Annotated in this window: 22 protein-coding genes, 1 tRNA gene and 3 pseudogenes; 9 read left to right on the top strand and 17 right to left on the bottom strand. The window is 41.1% G+C overall.

Annotation, left to right across the window (positions count from 1 at the left end):
• The 5 genes and pseudogenes from O9295_RS05195 to O9295_RS05170 all read right to left on the bottom strand — a co-directional run.
• Nucleotides 1–189 (bottom strand): hypothetical protein (locus tag O9295_RS05195; RefSeq protein WP_288032194.1); only part of this gene is annotated, 189 nt, incomplete at its 3' end.
• A gap of 201 nt (nt 190–390) precedes the next feature.
• Nucleotides 391–675 (bottom strand): hypothetical protein, encoded by a 285-nt coding sequence (locus O9295_RS05190; RefSeq protein ID WP_002754846.1) that lies wholly within the window; start codon nt 673–675, stop codon nt 391–393.
• A gap of 110 nt (nt 676–785) precedes the next feature.
• Nucleotides 786–4,208, bottom strand: a pseudogene (locus tag O9295_RS05185) (CHAT domain-containing tetratricopeptide repeat protein).
• A gap of 214 nt (nt 4,209–4,422) precedes the next feature.
• Entirely contained in the window at nt 4,423–4,761 is a 339-nt protein-coding gene (locus tag O9295_RS05175) for a XisI protein (RefSeq protein WP_288032190.1), read from the bottom strand.
• Nucleotides 4,762–4,922: 161 nt separating this feature from the next.
• Nucleotides 4,923–6,011 carry a tetratricopeptide repeat protein gene (locus O9295_RS05170; protein ID WP_288032188.1) on the bottom strand — a complete coding sequence of 363 codons (1,089 nt, stop codon included), beginning with the start codon at nt 6,009–6,011 and terminating at the stop codon, nt 4,923–4,925.
• A gap of 278 nt (nt 6,012–6,289) precedes the next feature.
• On the opposite strand from O9295_RS05170, the gene O9295_RS05165 reads away from it, so the two are divergent.
• Both O9295_RS05165 and O9295_RS05160 read left to right on the top strand, forming a co-directional pair.
• Complete coding sequence (locus O9295_RS05165; RefSeq protein ID WP_288032187.1) at nt 6,290–6,538, top strand: DUF433 domain-containing protein; 249 nt, start codon at nt 6,290–6,292, stop codon at nt 6,536–6,538.
• Nucleotides 6,529–6,897 (top strand): annotated as a pseudogene (locus O9295_RS05160) (DUF5615 family PIN-like protein). The gene O9295_RS05165 and the pseudogene O9295_RS05160 overlap by 10 nt, the downstream one beginning before the upstream one ends.
• Before the next feature lie 138 nt (nt 6,898–7,035).
• On the opposite strand, the gene O9295_RS05155 reads toward O9295_RS05160, so the two are convergent.
• Together O9295_RS05155 and O9295_RS05150 are read right to left on the bottom strand one after the other, a co-directional pair.
• On the bottom strand, nt 7,036–7,365 hold the full coding sequence (locus O9295_RS05155; protein ID WP_016516765.1) for a helix-turn-helix transcriptional regulator: 330 nt from the start codon (nt 7,363–7,365) through the stop codon (nt 7,036–7,038).
• Nucleotides 7,362–7,718: a type II toxin-antitoxin system RelE/ParE family toxin gene (locus tag O9295_RS05150; protein WP_288032185.1), complete on the bottom strand. Its 357-nt coding sequence runs from the start codon at nt 7,716–7,718 to the stop codon at nt 7,362–7,364. The genes O9295_RS05155 and O9295_RS05150 overlap by 4 nt, the downstream gene beginning before the upstream one ends.
• 205 nt (nt 7,719–7,923) lie before the next feature.
• Between O9295_RS05150 and O9295_RS05145 the strand changes: the two genes are divergently transcribed.
• The 3 genes from O9295_RS05145 to O9295_RS05135 are packed head-to-tail and all read left to right on the top strand — an operon-like array spanning nt 7,924 to nt 8,897.
• Nucleotides 7,924–8,163: a hypothetical protein gene (locus O9295_RS05145; protein WP_190720696.1), complete on the top strand. Its 240-nt coding sequence runs from the start codon at nt 7,924–7,926 to the stop codon at nt 8,161–8,163.
• A gap of 60 nt (nt 8,164–8,223) precedes the next feature.
• Nucleotides 8,224–8,487 (top strand): hypothetical protein, encoded by a 264-nt coding sequence (locus tag O9295_RS05140; RefSeq protein WP_002766985.1) that lies wholly within the window; start codon nt 8,224–8,226, stop codon nt 8,485–8,487.
• A complete protein-coding gene (locus tag O9295_RS05135; RefSeq protein WP_052276320.1) occupies nt 8,484–8,897 on the top strand; it encodes a type II toxin-antitoxin system VapC family toxin in 414 nt (137 codons plus the stop codon). Before O9295_RS05140 ends, O9295_RS05135 begins: the two co-directional genes overlap by 4 nt.
• A gap of 15 nt (nt 8,898–8,912) precedes the next feature.
• On the opposite strand, the gene O9295_RS05130 is transcribed toward O9295_RS05135, so the two are convergent.
• Nucleotides 8,913–10,226 carry a tetratricopeptide repeat protein gene (locus tag O9295_RS05130; protein ID WP_288032182.1) on the bottom strand — a complete coding sequence of 438 codons (1,314 nt, stop codon included), beginning with the start codon at nt 10,224–10,226 and terminating at the stop codon, nt 8,913–8,915.
• 291 nt (nt 10,227–10,517) lie between these two features.
• A tRNA-Arg gene (locus tag O9295_RS05125) sits at nt 10,518–10,591 on the bottom strand.
• A 43-nt stretch (nt 10,592–10,634) separates the two neighbouring features.
• Here O9295_RS05125 and moaC point away from each other — a divergent pair.
• The gene (gene moaC, locus O9295_RS05120) at nt 10,635–11,135 is read left to right on the top strand and encodes a cyclic pyranopterin monophosphate synthase MoaC (protein WP_052276318.1); all 501 of its coding nucleotides are present in this window, start codon (nt 10,635–10,637) and stop codon (nt 11,133–11,135) included.
• Nucleotides 11,136–11,344: 209 nt separating this feature from the next.
• Here the strand turns inward: moaC and bchH are convergent, their stop codons facing one another.
• Together bchH and O9295_RS05110 are read right to left on the bottom strand one after the other, a co-directional pair.
• Nucleotides 11,345–15,010: a magnesium chelatase subunit H gene (gene bchH, locus O9295_RS05115; protein ID WP_288032180.1), complete on the bottom strand. Its 3,666-nt coding sequence runs from the start codon at nt 15,008–15,010 to the stop codon at nt 11,345–11,347.
• Nucleotides 15,011–15,085: 75 nt separating this feature from the next.
• Nucleotides 15,086–16,816, bottom strand: coding sequence for a diflavin flavoprotein (locus O9295_RS05110; protein WP_288032178.1), 1,731 nt, complete (start codon nt 16,814–16,816; stop codon nt 15,086–15,088).
• A gap of 365 nt (nt 16,817–17,181) precedes the next feature.
• Between O9295_RS05110 and O9295_RS05105 the strand changes: the two genes are divergently transcribed.
• Nucleotides 17,182–17,472, top strand: a complete 291-nt coding sequence (locus tag O9295_RS05105; protein WP_271937994.1) for a hypothetical protein — start codon at nt 17,182–17,184, stop codon at nt 17,470–17,472.
• A 355-nt stretch (nt 17,473–17,827) separates the two neighbouring features.
• Here O9295_RS05105 and hypF read toward each other — a convergent pair whose 3' ends face one another.
• The 3 genes from hypF to O9295_RS05090 are packed head-to-tail and all read right to left on the bottom strand — an operon-like array spanning nt 17,828 to nt 21,260.
• Nucleotides 17,828–20,095 carry a carbamoyltransferase HypF gene (gene hypF / locus O9295_RS05100; RefSeq protein WP_288032175.1) on the bottom strand — a complete coding sequence of 756 codons (2,268 nt, stop codon included), beginning with the start codon at nt 20,093–20,095 and terminating at the stop codon, nt 17,828–17,830.
• Between the two features lie 27 nt (nt 20,096–20,122).
• On the bottom strand, nt 20,123–20,797 hold the full coding sequence (locus tag O9295_RS05095) for a hypothetical protein (protein WP_002797278.1): 675 nt from the start codon (nt 20,795–20,797) through the stop codon (nt 20,123–20,125).
• A gap of 52 nt (nt 20,798–20,849) precedes the next feature.
• Nucleotides 20,850–21,260: a coiled-coil domain-containing protein gene (locus O9295_RS05090; RefSeq protein WP_149985491.1), complete on the bottom strand. Its 411-nt coding sequence runs from the start codon at nt 21,258–21,260 to the stop codon at nt 20,850–20,852.
• Nucleotides 21,261–21,763: 503 nt separating this feature from the next.
• Here O9295_RS05090 and hisN point away from each other — a divergent pair.
• Nucleotides 21,764–22,570 carry a histidinol-phosphatase gene (gene hisN, locus O9295_RS05085; protein WP_288032172.1) on the top strand — a complete coding sequence of 269 codons (807 nt, stop codon included), beginning with the start codon at nt 21,764–21,766 and terminating at the stop codon, nt 22,568–22,570.
• A 273-nt stretch (nt 22,571–22,843) separates the two neighbouring features.
• Here the strand turns inward: hisN and rpe are convergent, their stop codons facing one another.
• Nucleotides 22,844–23,551 (bottom strand): ribulose-phosphate 3-epimerase, encoded by a 708-nt coding sequence (gene rpe, locus O9295_RS05080; RefSeq protein WP_287970367.1) that lies wholly within the window; start codon nt 23,549–23,551, stop codon nt 22,844–22,846.
• Nucleotides 23,552–23,841: 290 nt separating this feature from the next.
• Between rpe and O9295_RS05075 the strand changes: the two genes are divergently transcribed.
• Nucleotides 23,842–24,177: a hypothetical protein gene (locus tag O9295_RS05075; RefSeq protein ID WP_147068859.1), complete on the top strand. Its 336-nt coding sequence runs from the start codon at nt 23,842–23,844 to the stop codon at nt 24,175–24,177.
• A gap of 6 nt (nt 24,178–24,183) precedes the next feature.
• Here O9295_RS05075 and O9295_RS05070 read toward each other — a convergent pair whose 3' ends face one another.
• Together O9295_RS05070 and O9295_RS05065 are read right to left on the bottom strand one after the other, a co-directional pair.
• A complete protein-coding gene (locus O9295_RS05070) occupies nt 24,184–24,579 on the bottom strand; it encodes a hypothetical protein (protein WP_288032170.1) in 396 nt (131 codons plus the stop codon).
• Between the two features lie 89 nt (nt 24,580–24,668).
• Nucleotides 24,669–25,193 (bottom strand): annotated as a pseudogene (locus O9295_RS05065) (aconitate B); the annotation flags it as partial.
• Nucleotides 25,194–25,210: the final 17 nt, after the last annotated feature.

Here is a 25,210-nt window from a genome sequence, read left to right as displayed (position 1 = left end):
AAATTCGTCGTTTTCGTAGCGATGCAGAAATTCTGCTGTGGACAGTTGATATTTGTCCTCAAATTCTCGCAGTCGTTGTTCGGTACGCTGGATACCCGCTTCAGTGGAACGTAGGGCTTCAGCGATTGCGCCTTCGATTAGAGGTTTGAGGGAGCCGGAGTGATGAGAGATGAGTTTGAGTTCCTTCATAATAGGAAGTCTTGGAGCTACTTTTGCATTATAGACAATTGCTAAGATATCCAGAGGGCGCAGGTTCCTTACGCCACTACACTAGACCTCTCCAATAATTGTCAAACTAAGGGCTGAAGTCCTTTTGATCTATGGTCACTTTTTGGGTTCATTTTTTCTCTTTTCTCCTTCTCTCTCAGATTATACTTTTGACTTTTGACTTTATTTTCCCTTTTTAGCGTCGTTGGCGAGTTGGTTGGCGCGGGCGACGGGATCAAAACGGAGGCTAGGATTCCACTTTTGGGCGATTTTAAAGCCTTCAATTGCCTCATTGATTTTGCCTTCCCTAGCTAAGGCTTCGCTTTGTTTCATTAAAATACTCGCACTAGGCTGGGTGAGGTCAGCAGTTTGGCAGGTCGATAATTTAGCCAGCATTTGAGGATTGACAATCAAATAGTTTTTTAACCAATTACAGCCTCGAACCAACAGGCGATCGAGATTTTCCACAGGCCACACCCTCGCATGAGGAAAGTTGCTTGGCTAATTGGAGTATTTCTTCTAGAGTGACAGTATTTTTCATGATTTTTAGTTGGGTGATAGCAAATATTGCATTATGTTTATGGATATGAACTAAACTCCATCGAAGTTGCATCACCAGAAGGAATAAAACTTGCCCAATAAAAAGGATGTTTTTGCTTCTCACCCTTGAGCATTCCTAGTTGAATTTGTCGTAAAGCTTCACTGCGTCCTTCTCCTTTTTGTAAGCGTTCATAATAGGCAACCATTAAATCTTTAGTCGCATCATCAGAAACTTTCCAAAGGCTAATTAATTGGCTTTCACTTCCCGCAATAACTAAAGCGCGGCGCAATCCATAAACTCCCTGACCGATTTTAATATCTCCTTTCCCCGTATCGCAAGCAGAAAGCACAACTAATTTGGTTCCGACTAAGTTTAAATTGGTAGTTTCTAAAGCAGTCAAAACCCCATCATCTCCTGCACTTTGACCGATTGTAACTCCTGCTAAAACTAACCCAGAACGCAATAAAGGATTCTCAATCACATTACGTTCACCTTGTAGGGGCGAATTGCGTTCGCCCGGATTGCGTTCGCCCGGATTGCGTTCACTCAAATTGCTTTCTGGTTTAAAAAAACCATGAGTAGCGATGTGGAGAACATTCGGTTTTTTCACTTGTTTGACGGCGTTTTCTGTGGCTTGAGAACCAGTTAAAACAGTGGCTTGAGGTAAGAGATTTTTAATCGCTTTAGCTTCTTCCTCTGTACCCGGAAGACCGGGAAAAGTAAACTCAGACAGGTCGATGGAACGAGTGAGAGCGACTTTTTCCCCTGCTTTACCGTAGAAAGGATCAGCTACAATAAGCGGAGATTGTTGACTAGCAAATTTATCTTTAAGGCGCAATAAATCCCGTCCAGAAGTGAGATAGGTAATATGATAATTTTCCACTAAGTATTGATTATTTTCATCTACTAAAGCTTCAAAAGTAATTAAATTAAGTCCAGCATCAGGAGAAAGCAGAATTGTTTTAGTATTGCCTAATAATTGACGGATAGGCTGCATCAATATCTCATCAAGTTGACGCGCTGATTCTTTGAGTTGGGGAATAGGAGTTTGAGGTATTCCAGTTACTTTGTCAACATCTGCAAGATTGTTACGGAAGTAAATTAATTTGTCCTCAATCGGTTTAGCTTCCCCTAAATCCTTGGCTTTGATGTCACCATTGGGATAGAGAATATAAACAGCATAACGAGGAATGCCAAAGCGTTGATTTTCAGGTGCTTTAGGATTAAAAGGTCGATAGCGGACTATTTCAACTAAAGCAGCATTAGCAGGGATTAACTTTTGAATACCTTCGAGGGTAATGGGTTGGGATAGGCTACGAAATTCGGCACTACGAACACCGATTTTACCCTCTATTTCTTTTGCTTTTTCGGTAACTTCTTCAAGTTGTTGACGGTAAATTTCTGGTGAGGGAAAATCATCATGCTTTTTAAAAGTTAGGTTAGATAGTTGAGTCCGAACTTCAATCAGTTGAGTTAATAATTGTTGACTTTCGAGGTCATCAGTACGTTGTCGGAGAATTTGTAAGCTATTGGTTGAAACATCTAAAATTCGTCCTTTACGTTCTAAGATAGTTTTTAGTGCCAGTTGAGTCGCTTGGGGATTATCGGGTGCAGATTGGAGGTTAAGGGAAATTACTCCATCAGTTGTTCCTGATACGGTTCGTATATAATCCTGTTTTTGCTTTTCATCCCCCATTTTTAGATTTTCTGAGAGGTTGTATTCTTGTACTGCAAGTCCTTGAGTGAGATAATTAATTGCTTGAGGAATATCATCTTGAGACCAGTAAAGTCCTGCCAAATTGTTGAGGCTGGCTGCGGTTAGGGGATGGTTGTCTCCTAATTGTTGTTTATGGATAGCTAATGCTTGTTTGTAGAGGGGTTCGGCTTCGCTGTATCTTCCTTGAACTGTGTAAAGTCCTGCCAAATTGTTGAGACTGATGGCGGTATCGGGATGGTTGTCTCCTAATTGTTGTTTCCTGATAGTTAAGGCTTGTTTGTAGAGGGGTTCGGCTTCGCTGTATCTTCCTTGAGAATCGTAAAGTGATGCCAAATTATCGAGACTGGTGGCGGTTAGGGGATGGTTGTCTCCTAATTGTTTTTTGAAGATAGCTAAAGCTTCTTTGTGACGGGGTTCGGCTTCGCTGTATCTTCCTTGAGACTGGTAAAGTAATGCCAAATTGTTGAGACTAGCAGCGGTATCGGGATGGTTGTCTCCTAATTGTTGTTTCCTGATAGCTAAGGACCTGTTGTAGAGGAGTTCGGCTTCGCTATATCTTCCTTGAACTCTGTAAAGTGCAGCCAAATTTTAGAGTCTGGAAGCGGTTAGGGGATGGTTGTCTCCTAATTGTTGTTTAATGATAGTCAAGGCTTGTTTGTAAAGGGGTTCGGCTTCGCTATATCTTGCTTGAACCCCATAAAGTAATGCCAAATTGTTGAGACTGGAGGCAGTATCGGGATGGTTGTCTCCTAATTGTTGTTTCCTGATAGCTAAGGCTTGTTTTAAAAGGGGTTCGGCTTCGCTGTATCTTCCTTGAGACTGGTAAAGTAATGCCAAATTGTTGAGAATGGTGGCTGTGGCGGGATGGTCGTCTCCTAATTGTTGTTTAATGATAGTCAAGGCTTGTTTGTAGAGGGGTTCGGCTTCGCTGTATTTTCCTTGAACTCCATAAAGTTCTGCCAAATTGTTGAGACTGGTGGCGGTGTCGGGATGGTTGTCTCCTAATTGTTGTTTAATGATAGCTAAGGCTTCTTTGTAGAGAGGTTCTGCTTCGCTATATCTTCCTTGAACTCTATAAAGTCCTGCTAAATTGTTGAGAATGGTGGCAGTTAGGAGATGGTTGTCTCCTAATTGTTGTTTGATGATAGTCAAGGTTTGTTTGTAGAGGCGTTCAGCTTCGCTATATCTTCCTTGAACTCTGTAAAGTTCTGCCAAATTGTTGAGACTGGAGGCAGTATCGGGATGGTTGTCTCCTAATTGTTGTTTCCTGATAGCTAAGGCTTCTTTGTAGAGGGGTTCAGCTTCACTGTATCTGCTTTGAGACTTGTAAAGTCCTGCCAAATTGTTGAGACTGATGGCGGTGGCAGGATGGTTGTCTCCTAATTGTTGTTTAATGATAGTCAAGGCTTGTTTGTAGAGGGGTTCGGCTTCGCTGTATCTTCCTTGAACTCTGTAAAGTTCTGCCAAATTGTTGAGACTGATGGCGGTAGAGGGATGGTTGTCTCCTAATTGTTGTTTCCTGATAGCTAAAGCTTGTTCTGCCAGAGGAATCGCCTCGTTGTATTTCCCCTGCTGATACAATTGAATAACTTGCTGAGTTAGCCTCTCTGCTTCGGCTAATTTATCTTGCGGTGAAACCTGAGAAATCACCTGTCCCACCGTTGGGTTTAACATGACTCCCGATAATCCCATAATCCCGGTAATGACGACAACCGCTATCCCTGATTTGATTGATACTTTCATTGGTTTTTTATCCCTAGAGTTTATTGATAGGCAAAAACATTAACTTGAATAGATTTGTCGGGTTGAGCCTTGTGCTGTAGTAAAATTCTGATTTTTTCTGCCGTTTCACCACTAAAAACAACCTCTCCAGAATTATAACATTACTTTAAGGCAGAGCCTTAGATATTGTGTTCCAAGGCAAAGCCTTGGAACAAGGGGACAAGGAGAATTTGTTTTAAGTACCATAATTAGTATAAGGCCGTTTATAGGGTGGTTGCAGTCCCAAAACAATATCCTCCCTCTTAACACCCATTGAAATTAAATCCTCTGCTGGGTTCAATTCCGTTAAATTTTGTTGTAGCCAGATCTTATTATCACGAATATCAAAATGAACAATCGAGCGGTAAACTCGTTTTAAACCTTCCCATCCTACATTCATCCACTGATAATGATCCCGTTCCACATCAAACATTAATTGTACTTCTACGTCTTCACCGGTAACATCTTCTGCTACATAGCGACTTAACAAATTTTGCACTGCTTGACGATATTTTATGAGTTTATCTTTATCCATTGTGTAATTACCTCCGTACAAAAGTAGTAGCCATTATCCATAATTTATAGTAATTTCAAATAAGTTGTAGGGGCGAAGCATTCGGATAAGAAATCTACGGTTTCAGCGATAGGTTATTGCCCGAATGCTTCGCCCCTACGGGAGTGCTATAACTTCCATCCTTACTCCCTCCTTAAAATGTCATTAATTATTTTATCCAATTCCTGAACCTGCGAAGTATCCCCTAACTGATTATAAGTCCCCTTCGCCTTGGTTAACCACTGTATCGCCTCATTCTTATTTCCCAAGATACGATAAGCTATTCCTAAACCCGCTTGTATCTCCGCTTGCACTGACAAATTCTGCGTATTTGTTGCCAGTTTTAACGCCTTTTCATAAGGTTTTTTTGCCAACTGAGGCAACCCTATCTTAAGGTAAGTATCCCCTAACAGTTGATAAACCGTAGCAACCTGACTATTTTGCTTCACCAATCCTTCTAATACCTCAACCGCATCCCCATACAACCCATAACCTCGATAAAGATGCGCTAAAACTAACCCTGCTTCCTCCGGGGATAATTGCTGCTGTTGAACAGCTTTAAGAGCATCTAAAACCGTTTTCTTCGTCTGTTCATCTAATATTATAAACCCGACGTTTTCATCATCACGTCTAGAAGACGCACCATTATCAGCTTCTATGGTTACTCGATATCGCCTTCCTGCTTCCAGAAGAGGTTCACCAGGATAGACTATTTCAGTTTTATTTGTCTGCGTTTCCCAATTAACCCCATCTATTTTGACAGTATAATTAGTTGCACCCGGAACAGCATTCCACCGCAGGGGAGGACGATTGGTGAAAATATTCGTTTGACGAGGAGTAATTAGATAAGGTAATTTTGCTAAAACTTTCTCTTTATTTCCTGTTGGACGGAGGGTTGTATTATTACTATTGGGAAGTGAAATCACAGGATTTCCCCGAGGACAGCCACTAGAAACAATATACTTTCCTGTTTTAACCGTCCAAGTCTGTTGATTACTACAATAAACCTTAACTGAAGCATTAGCTGCCACTTCTAACTCATCATCAAAACTGAGGGTAAGTCCGACAGAAGCGGGAAGGGTTTTTTTCCATTGTGGTTTTTTAACGGTAACTTTCCCTTTTACCTGAAAAATCGTGTTAACTCCAACAGTGTTGCTAAAAGTCGCCGCCGGAAATCCTACCGTAATTAATATCAGGGAAATGGGGGTAAAGAGTTTGAGAAATTTATTCATGGGTTGAATCACTTGAGGTTTGGCTTTAATTAGGTTCGTTGTTGAACTTTAGCATAAGATTTCAGAAAACGGGTTTTTTAAAAAAACCGTTTTCTCGTCTAACTTGTTATACTATACTACTACAACTTAAAACCTCACCATTCCCTAATCTTCCCTATGGGGTTGGAGACAAGCTTTGCACCCTCACTGAAGGAGTAATTTCCCACTTCCGCTCGCAACTATAGAATTAGCTATAATAAAATTACCACAGGTATCATCTTCATATTTATGGAAACTATATGACCTTAAAACAATTAGACCGAATTACTTTTAAATCCAAAATTATGGCAGGTCAAGCCTGTATTCGAGGAATGCGTATTCCTGTTTCTTTAATTCTTAATCTACTTGCTAACGAAAAGCCGATAGAGGAAATCTTAGAGGAATACCCTGACCTAGAAAGAGAAGATATTCACCAATGTTTATTATATGCTTCTTGGTTAGCCAGAGAACAAGTTCATCATTTTGAATTAATCGAGCAATGGAGATAGAGTTTCTAGCGGATATGGGGATTTCTCTGCGTACAGTCTCATGGTTAAGAGAACAAGGTTATGATGTCGTTCATCTTCGAGATGAAGGCTTACAAACTTTATCTGATCAGTAAATTCTTGCCAAAGCAAAAAGAGAAAAGCGGATAATTTTAACTGTCGATCTAGATTTTTCTCAACTTCTCGCTATTAGTGGTGATAATTTACCAAGTGTCATCCTATTCCGTTTAGGCAATGAAAACTACAATCTAATTAATCAGCGTTTAACTATAGTTTTACGAGATTGTACAAAAGCATTAAAGACGGGAGCAATTGTGTCAGTGACAGATCGTATTTTTCGGATTAGACTTTTATCAATTTAAGATTTTTGCTTTATAGCGTTCATGGAGTCTTCCCGTTAATTCCATCTTAAATATTGTGTTCCAAAAGCGAACACCTTTATTATTGAGTACAAATTATAACATTGGCAAATAATCTCCCTGTCCTCTGTGTCTCTGTGGTTAATTACACTTCGTTTCTGAATAGTCACCAATAATTATAGGTTCTTTGTTGGGAATTTTGACAATAATTTCGACAGTTCCACCTAAGGCGTTAACTACTTCGCGCAGTGTATTTAGCTCTAGATTTTGCTCTTGTTTAAGGTTAGGTACTATTGATTGCTGTACTTCAAGATGCTCTGCCAATTCTGATAAAGATAAACCTAGTTTTTCCTGCAAATACTTAAGCGTAAGTTCCTCCAGATAAATTTGGGAAGCTCTTGCTTTAATAATTGCTTGTCGTTCTCCACAAAGTTTATTAAATTCTTCCGAGAAGTTGGTATATTCTTTCATGACTTTTCTTCCTTAAGTTTTTCCAGATATTTTTGATAACGTTGATCTGCTATAGGAATATTTTCTTTGTACCATCTTTTGTTACCTGACTTGTTCCCCCCAACAAGTAAAATTGCTTGTCGATGAGGATCAAAGGCAAATAAAACACGCCAAGGTTCACCTTTATACTGAATACGAAGCTCTTTCATATTCTTAAAAGAAGCTCCTTCAATGGTATCAACTCGTGGTCTCCCCAGTGCTGGTCTAAGTTTCATCAATACAGTTAAAACAGCAAATACTTCATTTTGAAGTCCCTGTTCTTGTTGATAAAACCAGAACCTAAAATCTGGATCAAATATAATATTCCATTCCATAACTATAATATAGTCTGTACATAAAATAATGTCAAGCTTTCAGTTAAACATTCGGCTCTCTTGCCATCATCAGTATAAATTATAATATCGGTGAATAATCTCTGTGTTCTTTGTGTCTCTGTGGTTAATTACCCTCGATAATCTCCGTACCTTGCTCCAACTCAAAAATGCTATGATAAAAACAAACTATCACTTCTTATCAAGTATGGACAAACAAAACCCTCAATCTAACGCAGAATCAGACAATTTAATGGAAGAACTCGATGCTAAATGGGATGCACTAGAAAATGACCCAGAATTTCGCAAAAAACCTTTTTGGCAAAGAATTGTTGAGATTGGTAACGTTGTTCCCCAATCAGAATGGCGAAAACACTTTCCCAGAGACTTTGCGCGTAACGCGGAACATTATATGTACGGCGCACCGAGAGAAGATGAGGAAGAATAACAAACACAGAACTAACGTCAATTCAAAGTTATAATATATGTAGTAAACCAATCCCACTAAATGATTATGAATCCCCCAAACAATCCCACTCGCACAGAAGAAATTCCGACAATAGAGGAACTTCCGACAATAGCTGAATTACAAGCAAAATTCGCTCAACTTCAAGCTGATCCCGAATTCCGCAAAAAACCTTTTTGGCAAAGAATTGCAGAAATTGGCGCACTTGTTCCCCAGTCAGAATGGCGAAAACACTTACCTACAGACTTTGCGCGTAATTTTGAACACTATATGTACGGCGCACCAAGAGAAGATGAGGAAGAATGAGAAAAATTTTCTTAGATACATCCTATTTGCAAGCACTCGCTGATTATAGAGACAATCTCCATGAACTTGCCACACTAATGACAGTAAGACTAGGAAAATTTACAGGAATTACTAGCGAAATGATTTTGACAGAATTACTTAACGCATTGTCAGGAAGAGGAGATTATCTACGCCAATCTGCTATTAACTTAACCAACGATTTGAAAAACGATTCTAGTATAGAAATCATTCCCCAAACCAGTGAACAATTTGAGCAGGCTTTTGATTTTTACCAAAGACGATTAGATAAAGGATACAGTTTAACTGATTGTGCTTCCATGCAGATTATGAGACAACTGGAAATCTCTGAAATATTAACCTTTGATAAGCATTTTCAGCAAGAAGGATTTAGCGCATTACTCAGAGAATAGTCACTAAACTTTACTTCACTTTAATTTTTTCCTCGCTTCATATAACCATTGCTCCTCCTCCGTATTAATTTCCCTCCCTTCGGCTAATTTAAGACATTTACGCCAATTTTCCTGAGATAATTTCTTGTCTTCTTTTTCTAAAAGTTGAGCATAAATACAAAAAGCAGCACCGGGATTGCGGATAAATTTCTGATAAGCTGGATTTTCAGCGATACCAATAGCAACTAAAAGATTAGGAACTGCATCTTCACTGCGATTTTGCTTAAATCTGGCCCAGCCTAGATTTTTATAAATACTATATTTTTGTACTGCTAAATTGCGTTTCTCATCTTCAGTAAATTGGTCTAGTTTTTCATCTTTTTCTGCTAATAATCTCTTAGCTTTTTCCAGTAACTCTACCGCTTCTGCATTCTTATTATCGCGCAGATACCAATAAGCGAGATTATTATAAGCATCTATAAAACCACCTTTTGCTGCAATTAAATAGTGTTTCTTCCCATTAGTCAAATCCTGTAACTCTTCATAAAGTGTTGCCAACTTATAATGAGCATCTAGATTATCTGGATCTAACTCAATTGCTTTTAAATACTTCTCTTCGGCTGAAGCTAAATTAGGAAATTCTTGACTTGCTGGCGGAGGAGATTGTAAACGGCTTCCTTCTTGCTTATAAAGCTCAGAAAACCAAGAGAAATTTAGATAAATTCCCAAGAGAATAGCAAAGACTATTACTGTTACAGAAAACTGTATTTCTTCATACCAATGTTCAGCAATCCCAAGCAATTTCATTAACTTAACAAAACCCTTCTGGCGCGTCCGTGTGAGAGCATTTTCAGTTTGTAATAAAGAAATGAAAGTCGAAAAAATAACACCTCCTATTTCTAGCAAACCTGAACCACCACTAAGAAACCGAGTAGCAATCGTTCCGATTAATGTAAAATTAACCCCTAATAAAACCAGTTTACCGATTCTCAATAGCCAATCAAAGCGATTGCAAGGATGCAAAGATTCCCTACTTTCTAAATGCCACCACCAAGCCTGAGCAGAAATAGGTAAAGTCTCCCGATATTCAGCTAAGTCAAGAACTTGAGTAATTTTGTAGCTTTTCTGTTTTAATCTATTATCTTGTTCGATTAATTTTGACGACATATCAACCGAAATTTCCGCCTCAGCTTCCATTTGTTTATGAAGAGCATCTCTGGCGGCAATAATTTCTAAAGCCTGTGCTTTTTTCAGAGATTTATTATGAGAAGTATCTAAATAATTTAGAGCATTCTGGTAACGCTCTAAAGCAACTTGAAAGGGTGTCGGCACAGGTGCAGGAGAATTCATATTATACTAAATCCGTTGAGCATAGGTTACTTATAAGGACAGGCAAAAGGCAAGAGGCAAAAGGCAAAAGGGGGAATAAATAATCAGTTTTTAATAACCAGATTTAGTATTATACAATCCTAAAAGTTTAGTTTCTTTCACTGTTTGAGGGTAAAAAATACCTCGGCAAAACTGGCTGCTGATACTAAATCCTGTTTAAAAAGTATAGGAAAGTGGGAAGATGGGGCAAAAAACCAAAGAAATTAGGAACTATATGTCCCTAATTCCTGTAGTATATGCCATTGTATCTAACGGGCTTGGAGAGACTCGAACTCCCGACCTTGTGGTCCGTAGCCACACGCTCTAATCCACTAAGCTACAAGCCCTTGTTTTTCTCAACAGTAAACTACTATAGCACAGGTTCATTCAATGACGCAAGAGGGTAAAGAAAAATTATCTCATCTCGACGGCCAAGGCCAGGCCCAGATGGTGGATGTATCGGAGAAAATGCCCACTAAACGCACTGCTATCGCCCTAGGACAAGTGAGAATGCTAAAAACGACTTTTGAAGCCATAGAACAGGGAAATGCGCCCAAAGGTGACGTTTTAGGGACGGCCAGACTAGCAGGAATTATGGCGGCCAAACAAACTTCCTCCTTAATTCCCCTTTGCCATCCCTTACCCCTGCAAAAAATCAATGTTCAGATTATCCCGAAAGCAGAGTTACCCGGCTACGAAATTCGGGCAGAAGTGGTGACAAAATCGGAAACTGGGGTAGAAATGGAAGCTTTAACGGCGGTATCTGTGGCAGCCTTGACTTTATACGATATGGCTAAAGCGTTAGAAAAATCAATCCTGATTGAAAATATCCGTCTGCTGAGTAAAACAGGAGGGAAATCAGATTATCATCAGGATTCCCTGTTGCGATGAAAACTCTAAGTAGGGTTTGCGGCAAAAAGTTTTTCCTGGTGTCAGGGTGTGGGGTGTGGGGTGTAGGGTGTGGGGTTGTACCAATTTTCAGGGAGTCAATTACCTAATTTTCGGGGAAAAAGTACCTGACTCCAATCGCTGGCACTTTTTGATTTCAAAAAAGCCTAAAGATATTATCCAAGAAGGTTTTTAGATTTATTCAGCAAACCCTAAGTAACCCCTTCTAACTTTTCATCGGTCAATTGATATAATTCCTGTAATTTCTCTAATTTGTCGGGGTCTGCTTGCCAAAAACCGCGACCCTGTGCTTCTAACATTCTACCGACAATATTACGGAAAGCTTCGGGATTAGCTTGACGCAATTTTTCCGCCATTTCTGCATCAAAAGCGTAGGTATCGGCTGCCTGATCATACACCCAATCGTCACTAAAATTAGCCGTACCGCCCCAACCAATTAAAGCGGTCATTCTTTGGGAGATTTCGTAGGCCCCACCGGAACCTTGATTAACCATGGCATTGGCCCATTTAGGATTGAGTAATTTACTGCGGTATTCTAAGCGCAAAACCTCCTCTAATTTGCGGGGAGTTGTATCATTGGAAAAACTCTCGACAAAACTTGTCATTACCCGTTTACCGCTTTGTTTTTCTGCGGCTAATTTTAATCCTCCCGTGTTGCCGTAGTATTCCTGAATATCGGTTAAACCGTATTCTACCGAGTCAATTTCTTGGATAATACTTTCACTGGTTTTTAATAACTGTTGTAGCACTTCTGGCCGCGCTTGTCCCTTATCTTGACGACCATAACTAAAAACATTACGCTTTTCCCAAGTTTTCGCTAATTCGTTGTCATTGTCCCAATTTCCCTCCACTACTTGGTCATTAACTAAAGAGCCAAAATCCCCGGCAGGATTGGAAAATAAACGAGCGCTGGCATTGTCAATTCCTTGACTTTTTAAGGCTAAATAGTGCTTACGGATATAATTATCATTTTCCGATTCTTCTATCTCGGCTGCCCGCTGCATTAAATCATCCAATAACTCGATAATATTGATAAAAGTATCCCGAAAAATTCCCGATAAATTAGCCAGAATATCGATGCGCGGGTGTCCAATTTCCCCTAGAGGTTTTAATTCATACCTGACAATTCTTCCTGTTCCCTCTTTCACCGGTTCCGCACCGACTAATTCTAAGAGAATACCCAGGGATTCACCCTTAGTTTTAATCACATCTAATCCCCAGAGTAAAACTGCTACAGTTTCGGGATATTTTCCTTTTTCGGTTAAGTTTTGTTCTAGCAGTTTTTTGGCGATTTCCCGTCCGCGGGTGTAGGCTGCTGGGGAAGGCATCCGGTAGGGGTCTAAAGCGTGTATATTGCGTCCTGTGGGCAAAACTCCCGCACCATCCCGGAGTAAATCCCCCCCCGGTGCCGGTGGTACATATTCCCCATTTAATCCCCGCAAAAGATTAGTTAACTCTTCGCTATTTTGTCCTAATAAATTTTTAATAGCAATGCCTTCTTTAAGCTTTTCATTGGTTGCTTCATCAGCGATAATTTGCTGAAATTCTCGCTCAGATAAATCGGTAAAATAAGCATCAAGATAACCTTTTAATTCTTCCTGATTAGGAGCAGTTCCTAGGGTGTGTAAACCCGAAGAAAATAGTCTTTGTTCGACGATTTGTAGGTAATTATACACCTTGACAAAATAATCGGTTAGTGCATAGCGGCTAAATAATTTGGCATTTTCTAAAGTGAATTCTATTCCCTGTTTTTCTGCTTCCAGAAAAGGACAATCTTTAGAGATACCTGTATCAATAATCTTTTGGAGGATACTATCTCTTAAAGCGTAATTTTTCTCAGGATTTTCTCGAAACTCTGCAATCAAATCTCGTAAAATCATCAATTCTTTATATAATCCCGCTCGTCCGTAGGGAGGCACATTATGGGAAATTAACACCCCATAGCCGCGACGTTTGGCTAGGATAGATTCCGAGGGATTATTAGCGGCATAAATATATAAATTCGGTAAATCTCCTAATAAAATATCTGACCAAGAATAACCAGTATTTCCTAGGGGTGAACCGGGCAGCCATTCGACGGTTCCGTGCATACCAAAATGAACGAGCGCATCGGTCTTAAAATCTTTTTGTAACCACTGATAAAAGGCTGCATACTGAGGGTGAGGAGTTAAATCTTTTTCAAACATTAACCGCATCGGATCCCCAGCAATTCCTAAAGGTGGCTGCACTCCAATCCAGATATTACCTAACTCAATTCCCCCTAAATGATATTGGTCGCCAATAGTTTTTATTCCCGCATCTTTAAGGGATTTCCAGTGTTTTTCAATGCGAGAAGTTAATAGATAACCTAGCCAATTTTCTAAAGTTTCTATCGATAAACGATTTTGTTTAGAGAGATTTTCATCATCGGCAAATTTAACTTTTTGAATAATTTCTTCCCCGTCTTCGGGAATCGTTCCCAGATTATAACCCTGCGCTTGTAAAGCTTGTAAAAACTTAACTAAACTCCGGGGAACATTTAATAAAGCTGCCGTACCAACTGCCCCATAACCCGGGGGAAATCCATAGAGAATGATGGCTATTTTGCGTTCTTGCGGAGGGGTTTTATGTAACTTAATCCAACTGTTTAAACGTCCAGTTAAACGCTGTAATCTTTCAGGGATTAAATAGATAGTTTCCCCCACTAATCCCCCCAGAGGAATCGTATCAATTGCCCCATCTAATTCAGGTAAAGCGTATAGAACCACACTCTGTAAACCACCGATTCCCTGTCTTGTCCAAGAATAAATATCTTGAATCAATAAAGGGGCAGCGATAAGATAAGGAATATTTTTAGCCGACAGAATTCGTTTAGCCACTTCTACCTGTCTTCCTGCTTCCATAGAACCCGCAGGACCCCCCACCAAAGGAAAGCCAATCGTCGAGACAATTGCATCTACTGTCACCGCATCTTCACTTAAAGAAGGAGTTTCAATGATTCCTTTTTTTCTTTGCTGAATTTCGTAGTCTGTGGTTAACCAATCCCGAACAATTGTATGGCCTTCCACTCCGTTAATAAACACGGGTAAGGGAATTAAATTAGCCGTTTCAAAATGACGGATTAATTGATTAATATAGGGTAGTTTACTGATAACGTGCTTCCGATAAAGCAGCAGCGCCACCACTGGTTTATCAAGGGATTTATTTTTTTTATACCAGGTCAAATATTCTTGGGGAGTGAGAAAATAACCCTGATAATCTGGGTGTAATAGTCCCTTATTGGGAGTTTCAATAACTTCGGGTATTTCCTGTACTTTTAATCCTAGATATTTTTGGGCAATTACCCAACACATAGCGGCCACATTTTCGGTTCCTCCCGCATTCCAATAACCGTAAATAATTAACCAATTACGCAAATCTTGAACTTTTTTAGCGGGAATAAATTTCAGTAGTTTCGGACCAGTTTTAAGGAAACTGAGATAACCGGCTAACTTATCTTCTTCCTTGCCACTGGAAAATTTACTCAAGATAAATTGAATTGGTTTTGGCATTCCTTTTGGTTTATCCCCGATGGCAAATTCTCCCAAACGGGTTAAACTCATTAACTCTAAAGCAGACTCAAAAACTAAGCGAATCGGAATCTCTGCCGCTCGTTGCCGCAGCCAAGTAACTTGATCGTAATCGAAGATCAAACTAGCAAAAAAAACGTCGGCAGTGGCTAAAGCTTGCTCGACTATTTCCGGTTCGCTCGTCAAGGATTTATCGCTAAATACTTTTACTTCTAAATCGGGACATTTAAAACTAGCCAACAGGCCCGATTGCCGATACAAATTCCTGTTAAAGGTTTCAAAGCCAACAATTAAAACAATGCTTTTCATAAGAATATATTTTTAGACCAATCAGGGTGCGTTATCCTGCCTGAAAACACCCCCTGAAATGATCATAACGACAAATTAATAATAACTGCCGGATTTGCGATGATGGATAGCGGTTAAACCCTGGTGTAAAACCTTACCTTTTTCTGCGATCGCATAAAGCAGCCAATGATCACCGCACTCCATTCGTTGTTCTACCCGACATTCCAGATAAGCGAGCGCTTCGGCCAAAATCGGCCCACCGTTCTCAGCTTTAGTGGTTTCGATATTAGCAAAACGATCTTCTCCGGGGGAAAAAGGTTTAAGAAAATGCTTCATTAAAGCCAAATGTTGACCTTCTTGGAGGATATTAAGGACAAAAGGCGTACCGCTATAGAGCAGAGACTCGATCGCTCGTTCTTTCGCCACGGCAATAGTCAATCCGGGGGGGGTGAACGTCGCTTGCGACACCCAAGAGGCTAACATGGCGCCGCGCAATTCTCCCAATTCGCAGGTGACGATACAGAGAGAACCCACCAAACGTCCCAGGGCTTGCGATCGCCGATCGCTTTGGGATTGGTTAACATTAGTTTTCGGTTGTCTGCTTTTGCGAGCTTTTTTGACTGCTTGAGCGAAATCGGTTCCCGCTTCCTCACAGGTCTTTAAAATTGCCTCCGTGGGCTTAAATTTAACCCGAATTGGCTCAAAACCGAAGCGATAACCGCCATCCCGGAATTTACCTTCCAAAAGATCGATCGCTTCGCCACTCCAACCGTAGGAGCCAAAAACCCCCACCAGCTTGCTTTTATCGCCATTTGCCAGGGTAATCCCCAAGGCGGTTTGGATGGGAGTCGGTGCGTGTCCTCCCAAAGTGGGGGAACCAAAGATAAAACCGACACTTTTTTCGATCGCCGTTTTGATCTCGTCCGGTTCAGCGAACTCGGCATTAATCGCCGTGACTGCTACTGCCGCTTTCGTGATCCCCATGGCGATCGCTTGAGCGAGGGTGGCGGTGTTGCCGTAGGCACTAGCATAAATCAGGGCGATTGTCAACTCTTGGGACTTTTGTACTGCTAACCATTGTTGATAGGAAAGGGTCAATTCGTGCATCGCGTAACGCACCAGAGGACCGTGACCAACAGCATAAAATAAGGGCGATTTAGCGGCTAATTTCTCCAAAGCGTTGCTAATTTGGCTGGCATAGGGAGCCATGAGACAATCGAAATAATAACGCCGATCTTCGTTATAAACGCTCCAACCCTCATCAAAAATTTGGTCGCCACAAACGTGCGCCCCGAATAATTTATCGGTGTAGAGAATATCAGTTTTACTGTCGTAGGTACAGAGTTGATCGGGAAATCGGGGGTTAGGAGTGGGGATAAATTCTAATTGATGGTTGGCTCCTAAATTTAATATTTCTTCCCCCTTGACAACCAACAGATTTAATGCTTCGGTTTCGAGAATTTTTTTCAGGGAAATTGCCCCTGGATTAGAACAAACAAAAGTGACTTGAGGAGCGATTTCTAAAAGTGCCTTGAGGGTGACGGCACGATTGGGGTTAACGTGACCGAGAATAATATAATCAATAGTTTTCGGATCGATTCTTTTAGTTAAAGCCTCTAAAAATATGGACGAAAATGATTCCCCTGGTGGATCAAAAAGAGCGACCTTTTCACCTTTAATCAGATAACTATTGGCGGTGGTTCCCTTTTGTAATCCATATTCGATCTCGAATTTTAACCGGTCCCAAGTGCGGGAACGAAAGACAAAAGTATCGACGGCAATCGGTGCTACTTGTACATCTCTCGGTTTGACAATTGCATTATTCATAATCTTAGTTACCAGTTATCAGTTAAGTAGTCAATTAGTTAAGCGGCAACTTGAGGCTGTCATCATTTTTTACTAGGCAAGTTTGGCATCAAAGTCAACACTTGATTTTTGACTAAATACAGCCTTTTATCGCTAGGGACGAGTGGGGAAATTTATAGGTTATCTTGCCAGCCGGAAGGACATCAATATCTAAAGTACACTATCTCTGGGAAGAAACCTAGCTTCTAGCAATTGGCTCGCGGGTAACGATACTCCTCTGGGGGGATTTGCCAGTCTATTGAGAAATTCTAAAGGGAACGTGATCCCCAGAAGCGAGGTGCTAGTCTGAGGAAAACCCTGCTCTCTCCCTATCAGGCAAAGTTTTTATGAGCTATCAGCACTCGTCTTTTGACTGCACTAGCGCCAATTTTGAGAAAGCCGCTTTGACTCATTTTCGCACTCTTGTGGCTTTTTTACCGGACAATTGCCGTATTTACCGGCAAACTTGGGAATTCTCTACGGTTCTCTGTCTCGATTTTCTAGCCTGTTTGCAGGGACTAGCAATCACTCGTCAAAATTTCGCCCATCTAGTTAATGTGACACAAGAACTGGGTTTAGGTCAAGCAATTATTTTGAAAGTAGGCAATAAAATCGTTGAGTGGCATCGTTTAAACTAAAATCTCAATTTTCGACCATCTCAACAGTCTAGAAAAAAATCGGCTCTCTGTGTTCTTTGTGTCTCTGTGGTTTATCTTTAACGCTTATAACTACCTCTTACCTCTGGGTGCATCTCATTTTTGCACTCTCAAAAATTAATTATGCAAGAACTCTATAGTAGGGTTGATTCATGAATCAACCCTACCCAAACCCTAGAGCGCATTGGTTTTTCGGTGGGATGCTTACAGGCAGCTGCTGATATGTCTGTAATAATTTAAGGGTCACTGATAATTGCTGATTGTCGGTATTTCTGCAAATGTGAGAGGCACCCCTTGCCTCTTGTCTATCCTAACCAAGAAGTTAATTTTGTCCTATCTAGAACTGTTTGAGTCTAGAAAAAGCACCGATAATTTGACCAAGGCTAATACCACCATCATTAGTGGGAACAGTTTGCTGCCAGTAGGGTTGAAATCCCGAAGCTTGTAAGCGATTAATTGTTCTTTCCGTCAGATAACGATTTTGAAAACAGCCTCCCGTCAGGAGAATTTTTTCTCTGCCTATTTTCTGAGCAATTTCTACAATAATCTCACTTAAACTATTATGAAATTTAGCGGCAATTATGCCGATTTGTACTTGTTTTTCTAAATCCTCAACAACTCCTAAAATTAGCTGATTCCAATCAATAACTATGGGTGAGTCAGCTGATAAAGAAAAATTATAATATTCCTCCGTTTTAATGCCCTCAAGGGCAAATTCTAACTGCATTGCTGCCTGTCCCTCAAAACTTAATTGATAACATAAACCTAGAATCGCCGCCACACCATCAAACAAACGCCCGACACTAGAAGTTAAAGGACAATTAATTTTTTTGGTTAACATTTGCCTAAAAATCGACCATTCCTGTTCACTAAAAGCTGATTTTATCCTATCAGTATTTTCCATAACTTCTAGTAATCCTAAAGCCACTCGTCTGGGTTCTTTAACCGCTTTTTCTCCTCCCGGTAATAGCCAGGGTTTAAAATGGGCGACTCGCTGCCAAGAATCGGCAGTGATATGGATAAATTCTCCCCCCCAAATTGTGCCATCTAAACCGTATCCTGTTCCATCCCAAGCAACCCCTAAAACCGGAGGTTGTAGCTGATGCTCTGCCATGCAGGATAAAACGTGAGCGTAATGGTGTTGAATGGGAATAACGGGCAAATTTAAGCTATAAGCGTACTTGGTTGCTAGATATTCAGGATGGGCATCACAGGCGATAATTTCCGGTACAAACTCGTATAATTTTTTTAAACTATCGAGAATATTTTCAAAGTGATTAACGGCATTAACTGTATCTAAATCGCCGATATGTTGACTGATAAAAACTTGATTTTTTTGGTAGATAGCCACGGTATTTTTAAAATAACTTCCCACGGCCAGAATCGGAGGAAAATCTCCCTCATTAACTTTAACGGGAAAGGGAGCATATCCCCGCGCTCGCCGCAAAATCATCCCTTTTCCCGCCATTTCCCTGATAATAGAGTCATCCACTGGTCGAACAATAGGACGATTATGAACTAGAAATAAATCGGCGATAGTTCCCAATTTTTCTAAAGCTTCTTTTTCCTCAATACAGATAGGTTCATCGGCTAGATTACCACTGGTTGCTACAATAGGAAAGCCCAATTCTGCTAATAAAAGATGATGTAAGGGAGTATAGGGTAACATGACTCCTAGATAGGGATTACCCGGAGAAACGGCAGCAGAAAGATAATTTTTTCGCTGTTTAATCAGGACAATTGCCGCTGCAGGAGACTGCAATAATTGCGATTCTAAAAAAGATACATAACCGTGGTTTTTCACTAACTCAAGATTAGGATACATCACGGCAAAAGGCTTATCCGGTCGCTGTTTACGTTGTCGCAATTTTTGCACTGCTTCCGTATTTCTTGCATCGACGACTAGGTGAAATCCTCCTAATCCTTTGATCGCTATAATTTTTCCCTGTTCAATTGCTCTAGCAGTAGCAATTAAAGCTTGATCTTTTTCCGCTAATACACATCCTTGACTATCTAAAAGACTAATTTGGGGTCCGCAACGAGGACAGGCATTCGGTTGGGCATGAAAACGGCGATCTAGAGGGTTTTCGTATTCCCTTTGACATTCGGGACACTGATTAAAACCCCTCATAGTTGTGGCACTGCGATCATAGGGCAAACTCTCGATAATACTGTAGCGAGGACCGCAGTTAGTGCAGTTAGTAAAAGGATAGCGATAACGACGATTATTCGGGTCAAAAATATCGGCTAAACAATCGGGACAAGTGGCTAAATCGGGCAGAACAATTGTATTTTTTTCACCGCCGCTGCTAGGACGTATGCTAAAGTTTTGATAACCGACGGGATTTAACCATTGAGTCTCAATATTTTCAATTAGCGATCGAGGTGGTTTTTCTAAAGATAATCGAGTCAAAAAAGTTTCTAGTTTGTCTCGATTGCCCTCGACTTCAATAAAAACTCCCGCTGCTGTGTTATTCACCCAACCGGCTAAGTTTAATTCCGTTGCTAATCGATAAACAAAAGGACGAAAACCGACCCCTTGTACTGCCCCGCGCACAATTAAAGCTAATCGCTGATCGGATTGATAATTTAACGGGGAAAACATCAAATTCATCCCTGATTACTTTTCCCGTTATACTAAACTTTCACTAATCACCCGACAGCATTCTTCCACACTGGCCCTTTTTTCCATAGCTATCACTAAAGCTTGATAGGCAGTCTGTTGTTTTTCTAAAAGAGTTTTTGCCTGTAATAAACTCCAGCGCTCTTTTTGGGCATAATTATTCTCAGGAACCCCCGCTAATTTTAAGGCCGATTGCAGATAAAATCGATCGCTTTCTCCCCCCTCCGCTTTACCATAAACTAAGGTTTCGGCAGCAATTCCCGCCATCCACACCGTAGAAATTCTCTCTAAAAAAGCAGGAAAATCGGTAAAGTTCTTGACTTTTTGCTCTAAATCTGCTAGTTCAAATTGAACACCGCCGACTCCCTCCTGGCCTTGACGAAAGGCTTCCCAAGCGGTCAAACTATAACTGGCGATCGGAATGCCCAAAATATAAGCGGTGAGAAAATGTCCGGCTTCGTGGTGAATAACTCTTTGACGGTGTTTACTAGGAGAAAGAGCATCCAGTAGTAAAGTCACGCCCCGGTTATTAAAGGTGAGAGTATCAACGGTAACTAATCCCAAGAGGCTAAAAGTAGCTAAAGCGGGGACAAAAGGCGAAATAGACAGCAAAGGGGTGACAAATACGGAAAGAGTGATCGAAAAAACGGTAATCGCGATCAGATTTAAAGCTGTCTGTTCCATAAAAATTAATAAAAATATACAAATGCTTAATACTATGTTACATTGCCTAGTTTTATTTTCCCCGAATTAACCAACCAATTACCCCACCCACAACAGCAGTCACAATCGATATACCGATCTGTTTCCAGTTTTTTACTTCCCCAATTTTTTCAGCTAAATCGGGAATTTTTCCCACGGATGCCTCGATGAGTTGCACTCTTTCATTTAAACCGGTGATTTTTGCGTCTAAAGTCCTGATTTCTCCCTTAATTTCCGTCTGTCCTATCTCTAGGACTTGAATTTCTCTTTTGATCTCTCCGATGCTATTCTCGATCGCTTTTTGTCCATTCTCCAAAGAGGTTAAACGAGTTTCGATCGCTTTTTGTCCACTCTCCAGAGAAGTTAAACGAGTTTCGATCGCTTTTTGTCCATTGATAATCAGATTTTCTAACCTTTTTAGGTCATTTTCCGTAAAAGCCGTCATCAGCTAAACTCCTAATAGATTAATTTTTTCTCGTCTTGAGATTGAGTCGATCGTTGACTAATTTAATTATGGAGTCAAAATCAAGCTGTTACCCATTGATAGTTCTAGGTTCGACGCAGCAATAGGGATTTAGGGTGATAGGCAAATTTCCCCCAAATCCCCCACTTCCCCACTTCCCCACTTCCCTTTACCATAAATAAACATTATTGTTTTCCTGTATGGATAATTTTTATTGATGAATATCGATCGCACTATGCAAGAGGCAATAGGGATTTAGGGTGATAGGGAAATTTCGGCTAAATCCCCCACCTCCCCACTTCCCCACTTCCCCACTTCCCCACTTCCCCACCTCCCCACTTCCCCACTTCCCCACTTCCCCACTTCCCCACTTCCCCACTTACCCACTTCCCCACTTCCCCACTTACCCACTTACCCACTTCCCACACTCCCTACTCCTGTCTCCTGTCTCCTGTCTTCTAAATTCTGCTGTATTGTTTCCCCTCATGAATATCGATCGCACTATCCAACTAGCTCATCAATTAGCGGACACTTCTGGAGAGATTATCCGGCGCTATTTTCGGCAGCCCCATCTAGAAACCGAGACAAAACTCGAGCAAGTTTCCTCAATAGTAACAATCGCCGATCAAGAAGCTGAGGAGGCGATGGTGGCGATTATTCGGCGAGAATTGCCTGAAGATGGGGTTATTCGGGAAGAAGGAGCCAATATTCCCTCCCAAAGTGGTCGTTATTGGGTATTAGATCCCATCGATGGCACATCCTCTTTTGTCAAGGGATTACCGATTTTTGGGACTTTAATCGGCCTAGTGGCAGAAAATCAACCGATTTTAGGAATTGTCGATCAACCGATTTTAGGCGATCGCTGGTTAGGAGTGAAGGGAAAAGCGAGTCTTTATAATAACCAGATGATTGTTAATCCCTACCGTCAAGATCGGGAACTTGTCTTAAAAAATGCCTGTTTAGCCTCCACCACTCCCTTAATGTTTATCACAGAACGACAGCAAGCGATCGCTCGTCAGCTGCAAAGCGTCTGTAAACGTACCGCTTTTGGGGGTGATTGTTATAACTATATGATGTTAGCCACTGGCTGCACTGCCATGGCGATGGTCATCCTAGAATCAGACCTGAAATACTACGATTTTTGTGCTTTAATCCCGATTATTGAAGGTGCGGGCGGAATAATTAGCGATTGGTCAGGTAATCCCCTACAAGCTGATTCTAGCGAAGTTTTAGCCGTCTCTAATTCCGGTTTATGGCGGCAGGTTTTAGAACAAATCAGCAGAGTGGGTTAGTGCAAATACTAAGATAATTAAGGCCGGCTGAATAAATCTAAAAACCTTGTTGGGTAAGACTTTTAGACTTTTTGTCAATCAAAAAGTACCAGTTATGGGAGTGATCGTGGGAAAATTACGGGACTTTTTCTCTGAAAATTAGGTAATTGACCAGATGGGAATCAGTAAAAACCTACACCCCACACCCCACACCCCACACCCCACACCCTGTCCCCACAAAAAACTTTTTCAGCAGACCCTAATTAGTCAACAGCTAACCCACCCCCGCGGCAATTAAACGGTGGCTAATTGAGGTTGGGGACGTTTGCTGTTACGGATACCTTCGATCGCCGTCCCGTAATCGGGGGCATTAAATACCGCCGAACCTGCTACAATCGCATTAGCGCCCGCTTCGAGAACTTGCCAAGTATTAGCCGGTTTTAAGCCGCCATCCACTTCAATCCAGGGATCCAAGCCTCTTTCATCGCAGATTTGACGTAATTGACGGATTTTGGGGACAACTTCCGGGATAAAACTCTGGCCACCAAAACCGGGGTTAACGCTCATAATTAGGACTAAATCGCACAAATGCAGCACATATTCGATTAAATCTAAGGGAGTGGAGGGATTTAATACCACACCCGCTTGTTTACCGAGTTCGCGGATTTGGCAAAGAGTACGATGGAGGTGGGGAGAAGCATTATGTTCAGCGTGAACAGAAATAATGTCAGCACCCGCTTTCGCAAAGTCAGCCACATATTTTTCTGGTTCCACGATCATTAAATGCACATCTAAAGGTTTTTTCGTATAGGGACGAATAGCGGAGACAATCAGGGGTCCAATGGTGATATTCGGGACAAAACGACCATCCATCACATCAACGTGAATCCAATCGGCTCCTGCCTTATCCACAGCCTCGATATCGGCTCCTAATTTACTAAAATCCGCCGATAGGATCGAGGGAGAGACAACGATCGACTTCGAGCTTCCGTTTTGGGTCATGGCTAACTATAGAATTTCGTGTTTATATTTTCGTAACAATCTTATCAGCAATCAGTGATCAGTGATCACTAATCGGATTTGAGTTTTCAGTCGGGGTAATCCCAGAGCATTTTGTATAAATTGTAACAGACAAAAATTTGTAATTGTTGTAAAGCAATAACCGCTACTGACAATCAATCATTTCTACTCTAGAATAAAAGATGTTGCCATCCCCGTTAGGGAATTTATTAGAAACTTGAGGTATATGTGACATAATCACAGTTTCGCATTTAACCTTCATAACCTGAAATATGAATATCATTGACGCTTTAAATCTCAAAAAACCCCAAGATTACCCTTCTAGAGAAGCTTATCAGCAAGACGTTGTCAAAGCGGTACAGGTCTTAATGCGTTTAGGTATTATGGATAGTCCCTCGGCCGATTTAACCGGTTCCCTAGACTCTATCCTTGAGAAATTACAAGAGGATGAACTGGCTATCTACGGTAGAAAACGCAGTAAACAAGAAATTATCGCCGATTTAAAGCAAGTTAATAGTGAAATTGCCGAACTCGATCGAGAAATAGCCGACTTAGAATGGCAAATTGCCCTCAAAAAAGCTGAAATATCTGTTAATGAGGCATCTTAGGGTTTTTTATCTTGATTCTGTTTCGGTTTCTCCAAACTGAGCGCAATAATCATCAAGACGGTTTTCCAGAAGCATCCTTAAGAGTTTAATAATAATTAGGGCTACGATCGCTAAGGGGATATTGCTGCCAAAGGTAATTCCGATCACCCCTTCCACTATATCTGCTGTCGTTCTCGTCGCTCTTCGATGATAAAAATGGCAAAATTTTGCCTTAAAAGTCGGTGATTCAGTAGCTGTCTCGGCAATTTCAGCCAGTCCTTTCAGTTTTTCCGGTGTATCGTAGGAAGTATATTCATTCTCCAGTTGTCTGCGCTGCTCTTCCAACTGACGACGACGCAGACGAGCAGACTCTAAACGGCGCTGAAAAGCTTCCAGTTCTTCTAATTCATTAAAAGTGTTCATGGGTGATAACATTTTTGGGTAAGAGCAGGGCTTTCGTTGTGTAGCAATTCATTCTTCATATTCTGATTTGACAACACAGGTTTCTAACATACCAAAGCATGGAGGGGAATATCGGGCCGGTTAGCAAGTTTCGGTTTAGCGATAAACCAAGCACCATTGGCCCAAGCATCGATGACCTGTTTAGCATAGGGATTGGTGTCGGATAATTCCAAAACCTCGTTAAATGCGTCGAATACCAGTAGGGTTTTACTTAAAGCACTGGCACTGGCAGCGGCGATATTAATATCTCTGGATTTCAGCAGTTCAATCAGAGAATGAACGTTATAACCACCGACCATGGTTCCCAGTAAGCTAACCGCACCCTGGGGGGAGATAACGTTAGATTTTATTTCACCTTTAGCAATTCCTGTTAAAAATCCCGCTTTAACGTAGGCCGCTTCGTCAACTCCGGGGGGAACACGGTCACGCAGCAGGGTCAGCAATTCTCCTTTGAGTTCTTCGGGCGGATTTTTGAGTATTTCGCATAATTCCGCCGTTTGTTGAGCGTTGAGGGGAAGGGGAGGGATACCTAATTTCGCTCGGTCGGCAACGTGCTGATGATACGCTTCTAACATAGGTCTATTGTCTCCTA

The sequence above is a fragment of the Microcystis sp. LE18-22.4A genome (genome assembly GCF_027531105.1).
Classification (GTDB): Bacteria; Cyanobacteriota; Cyanobacteriia; order Cyanobacteriales; family Microcystaceae; genus Microcystis; species Microcystis aeruginosa.
The sequence above is the reverse complement of the archived record's forward strand: the minus strand, read 5'-3'. Positions and strand labels throughout refer to the sequence as shown.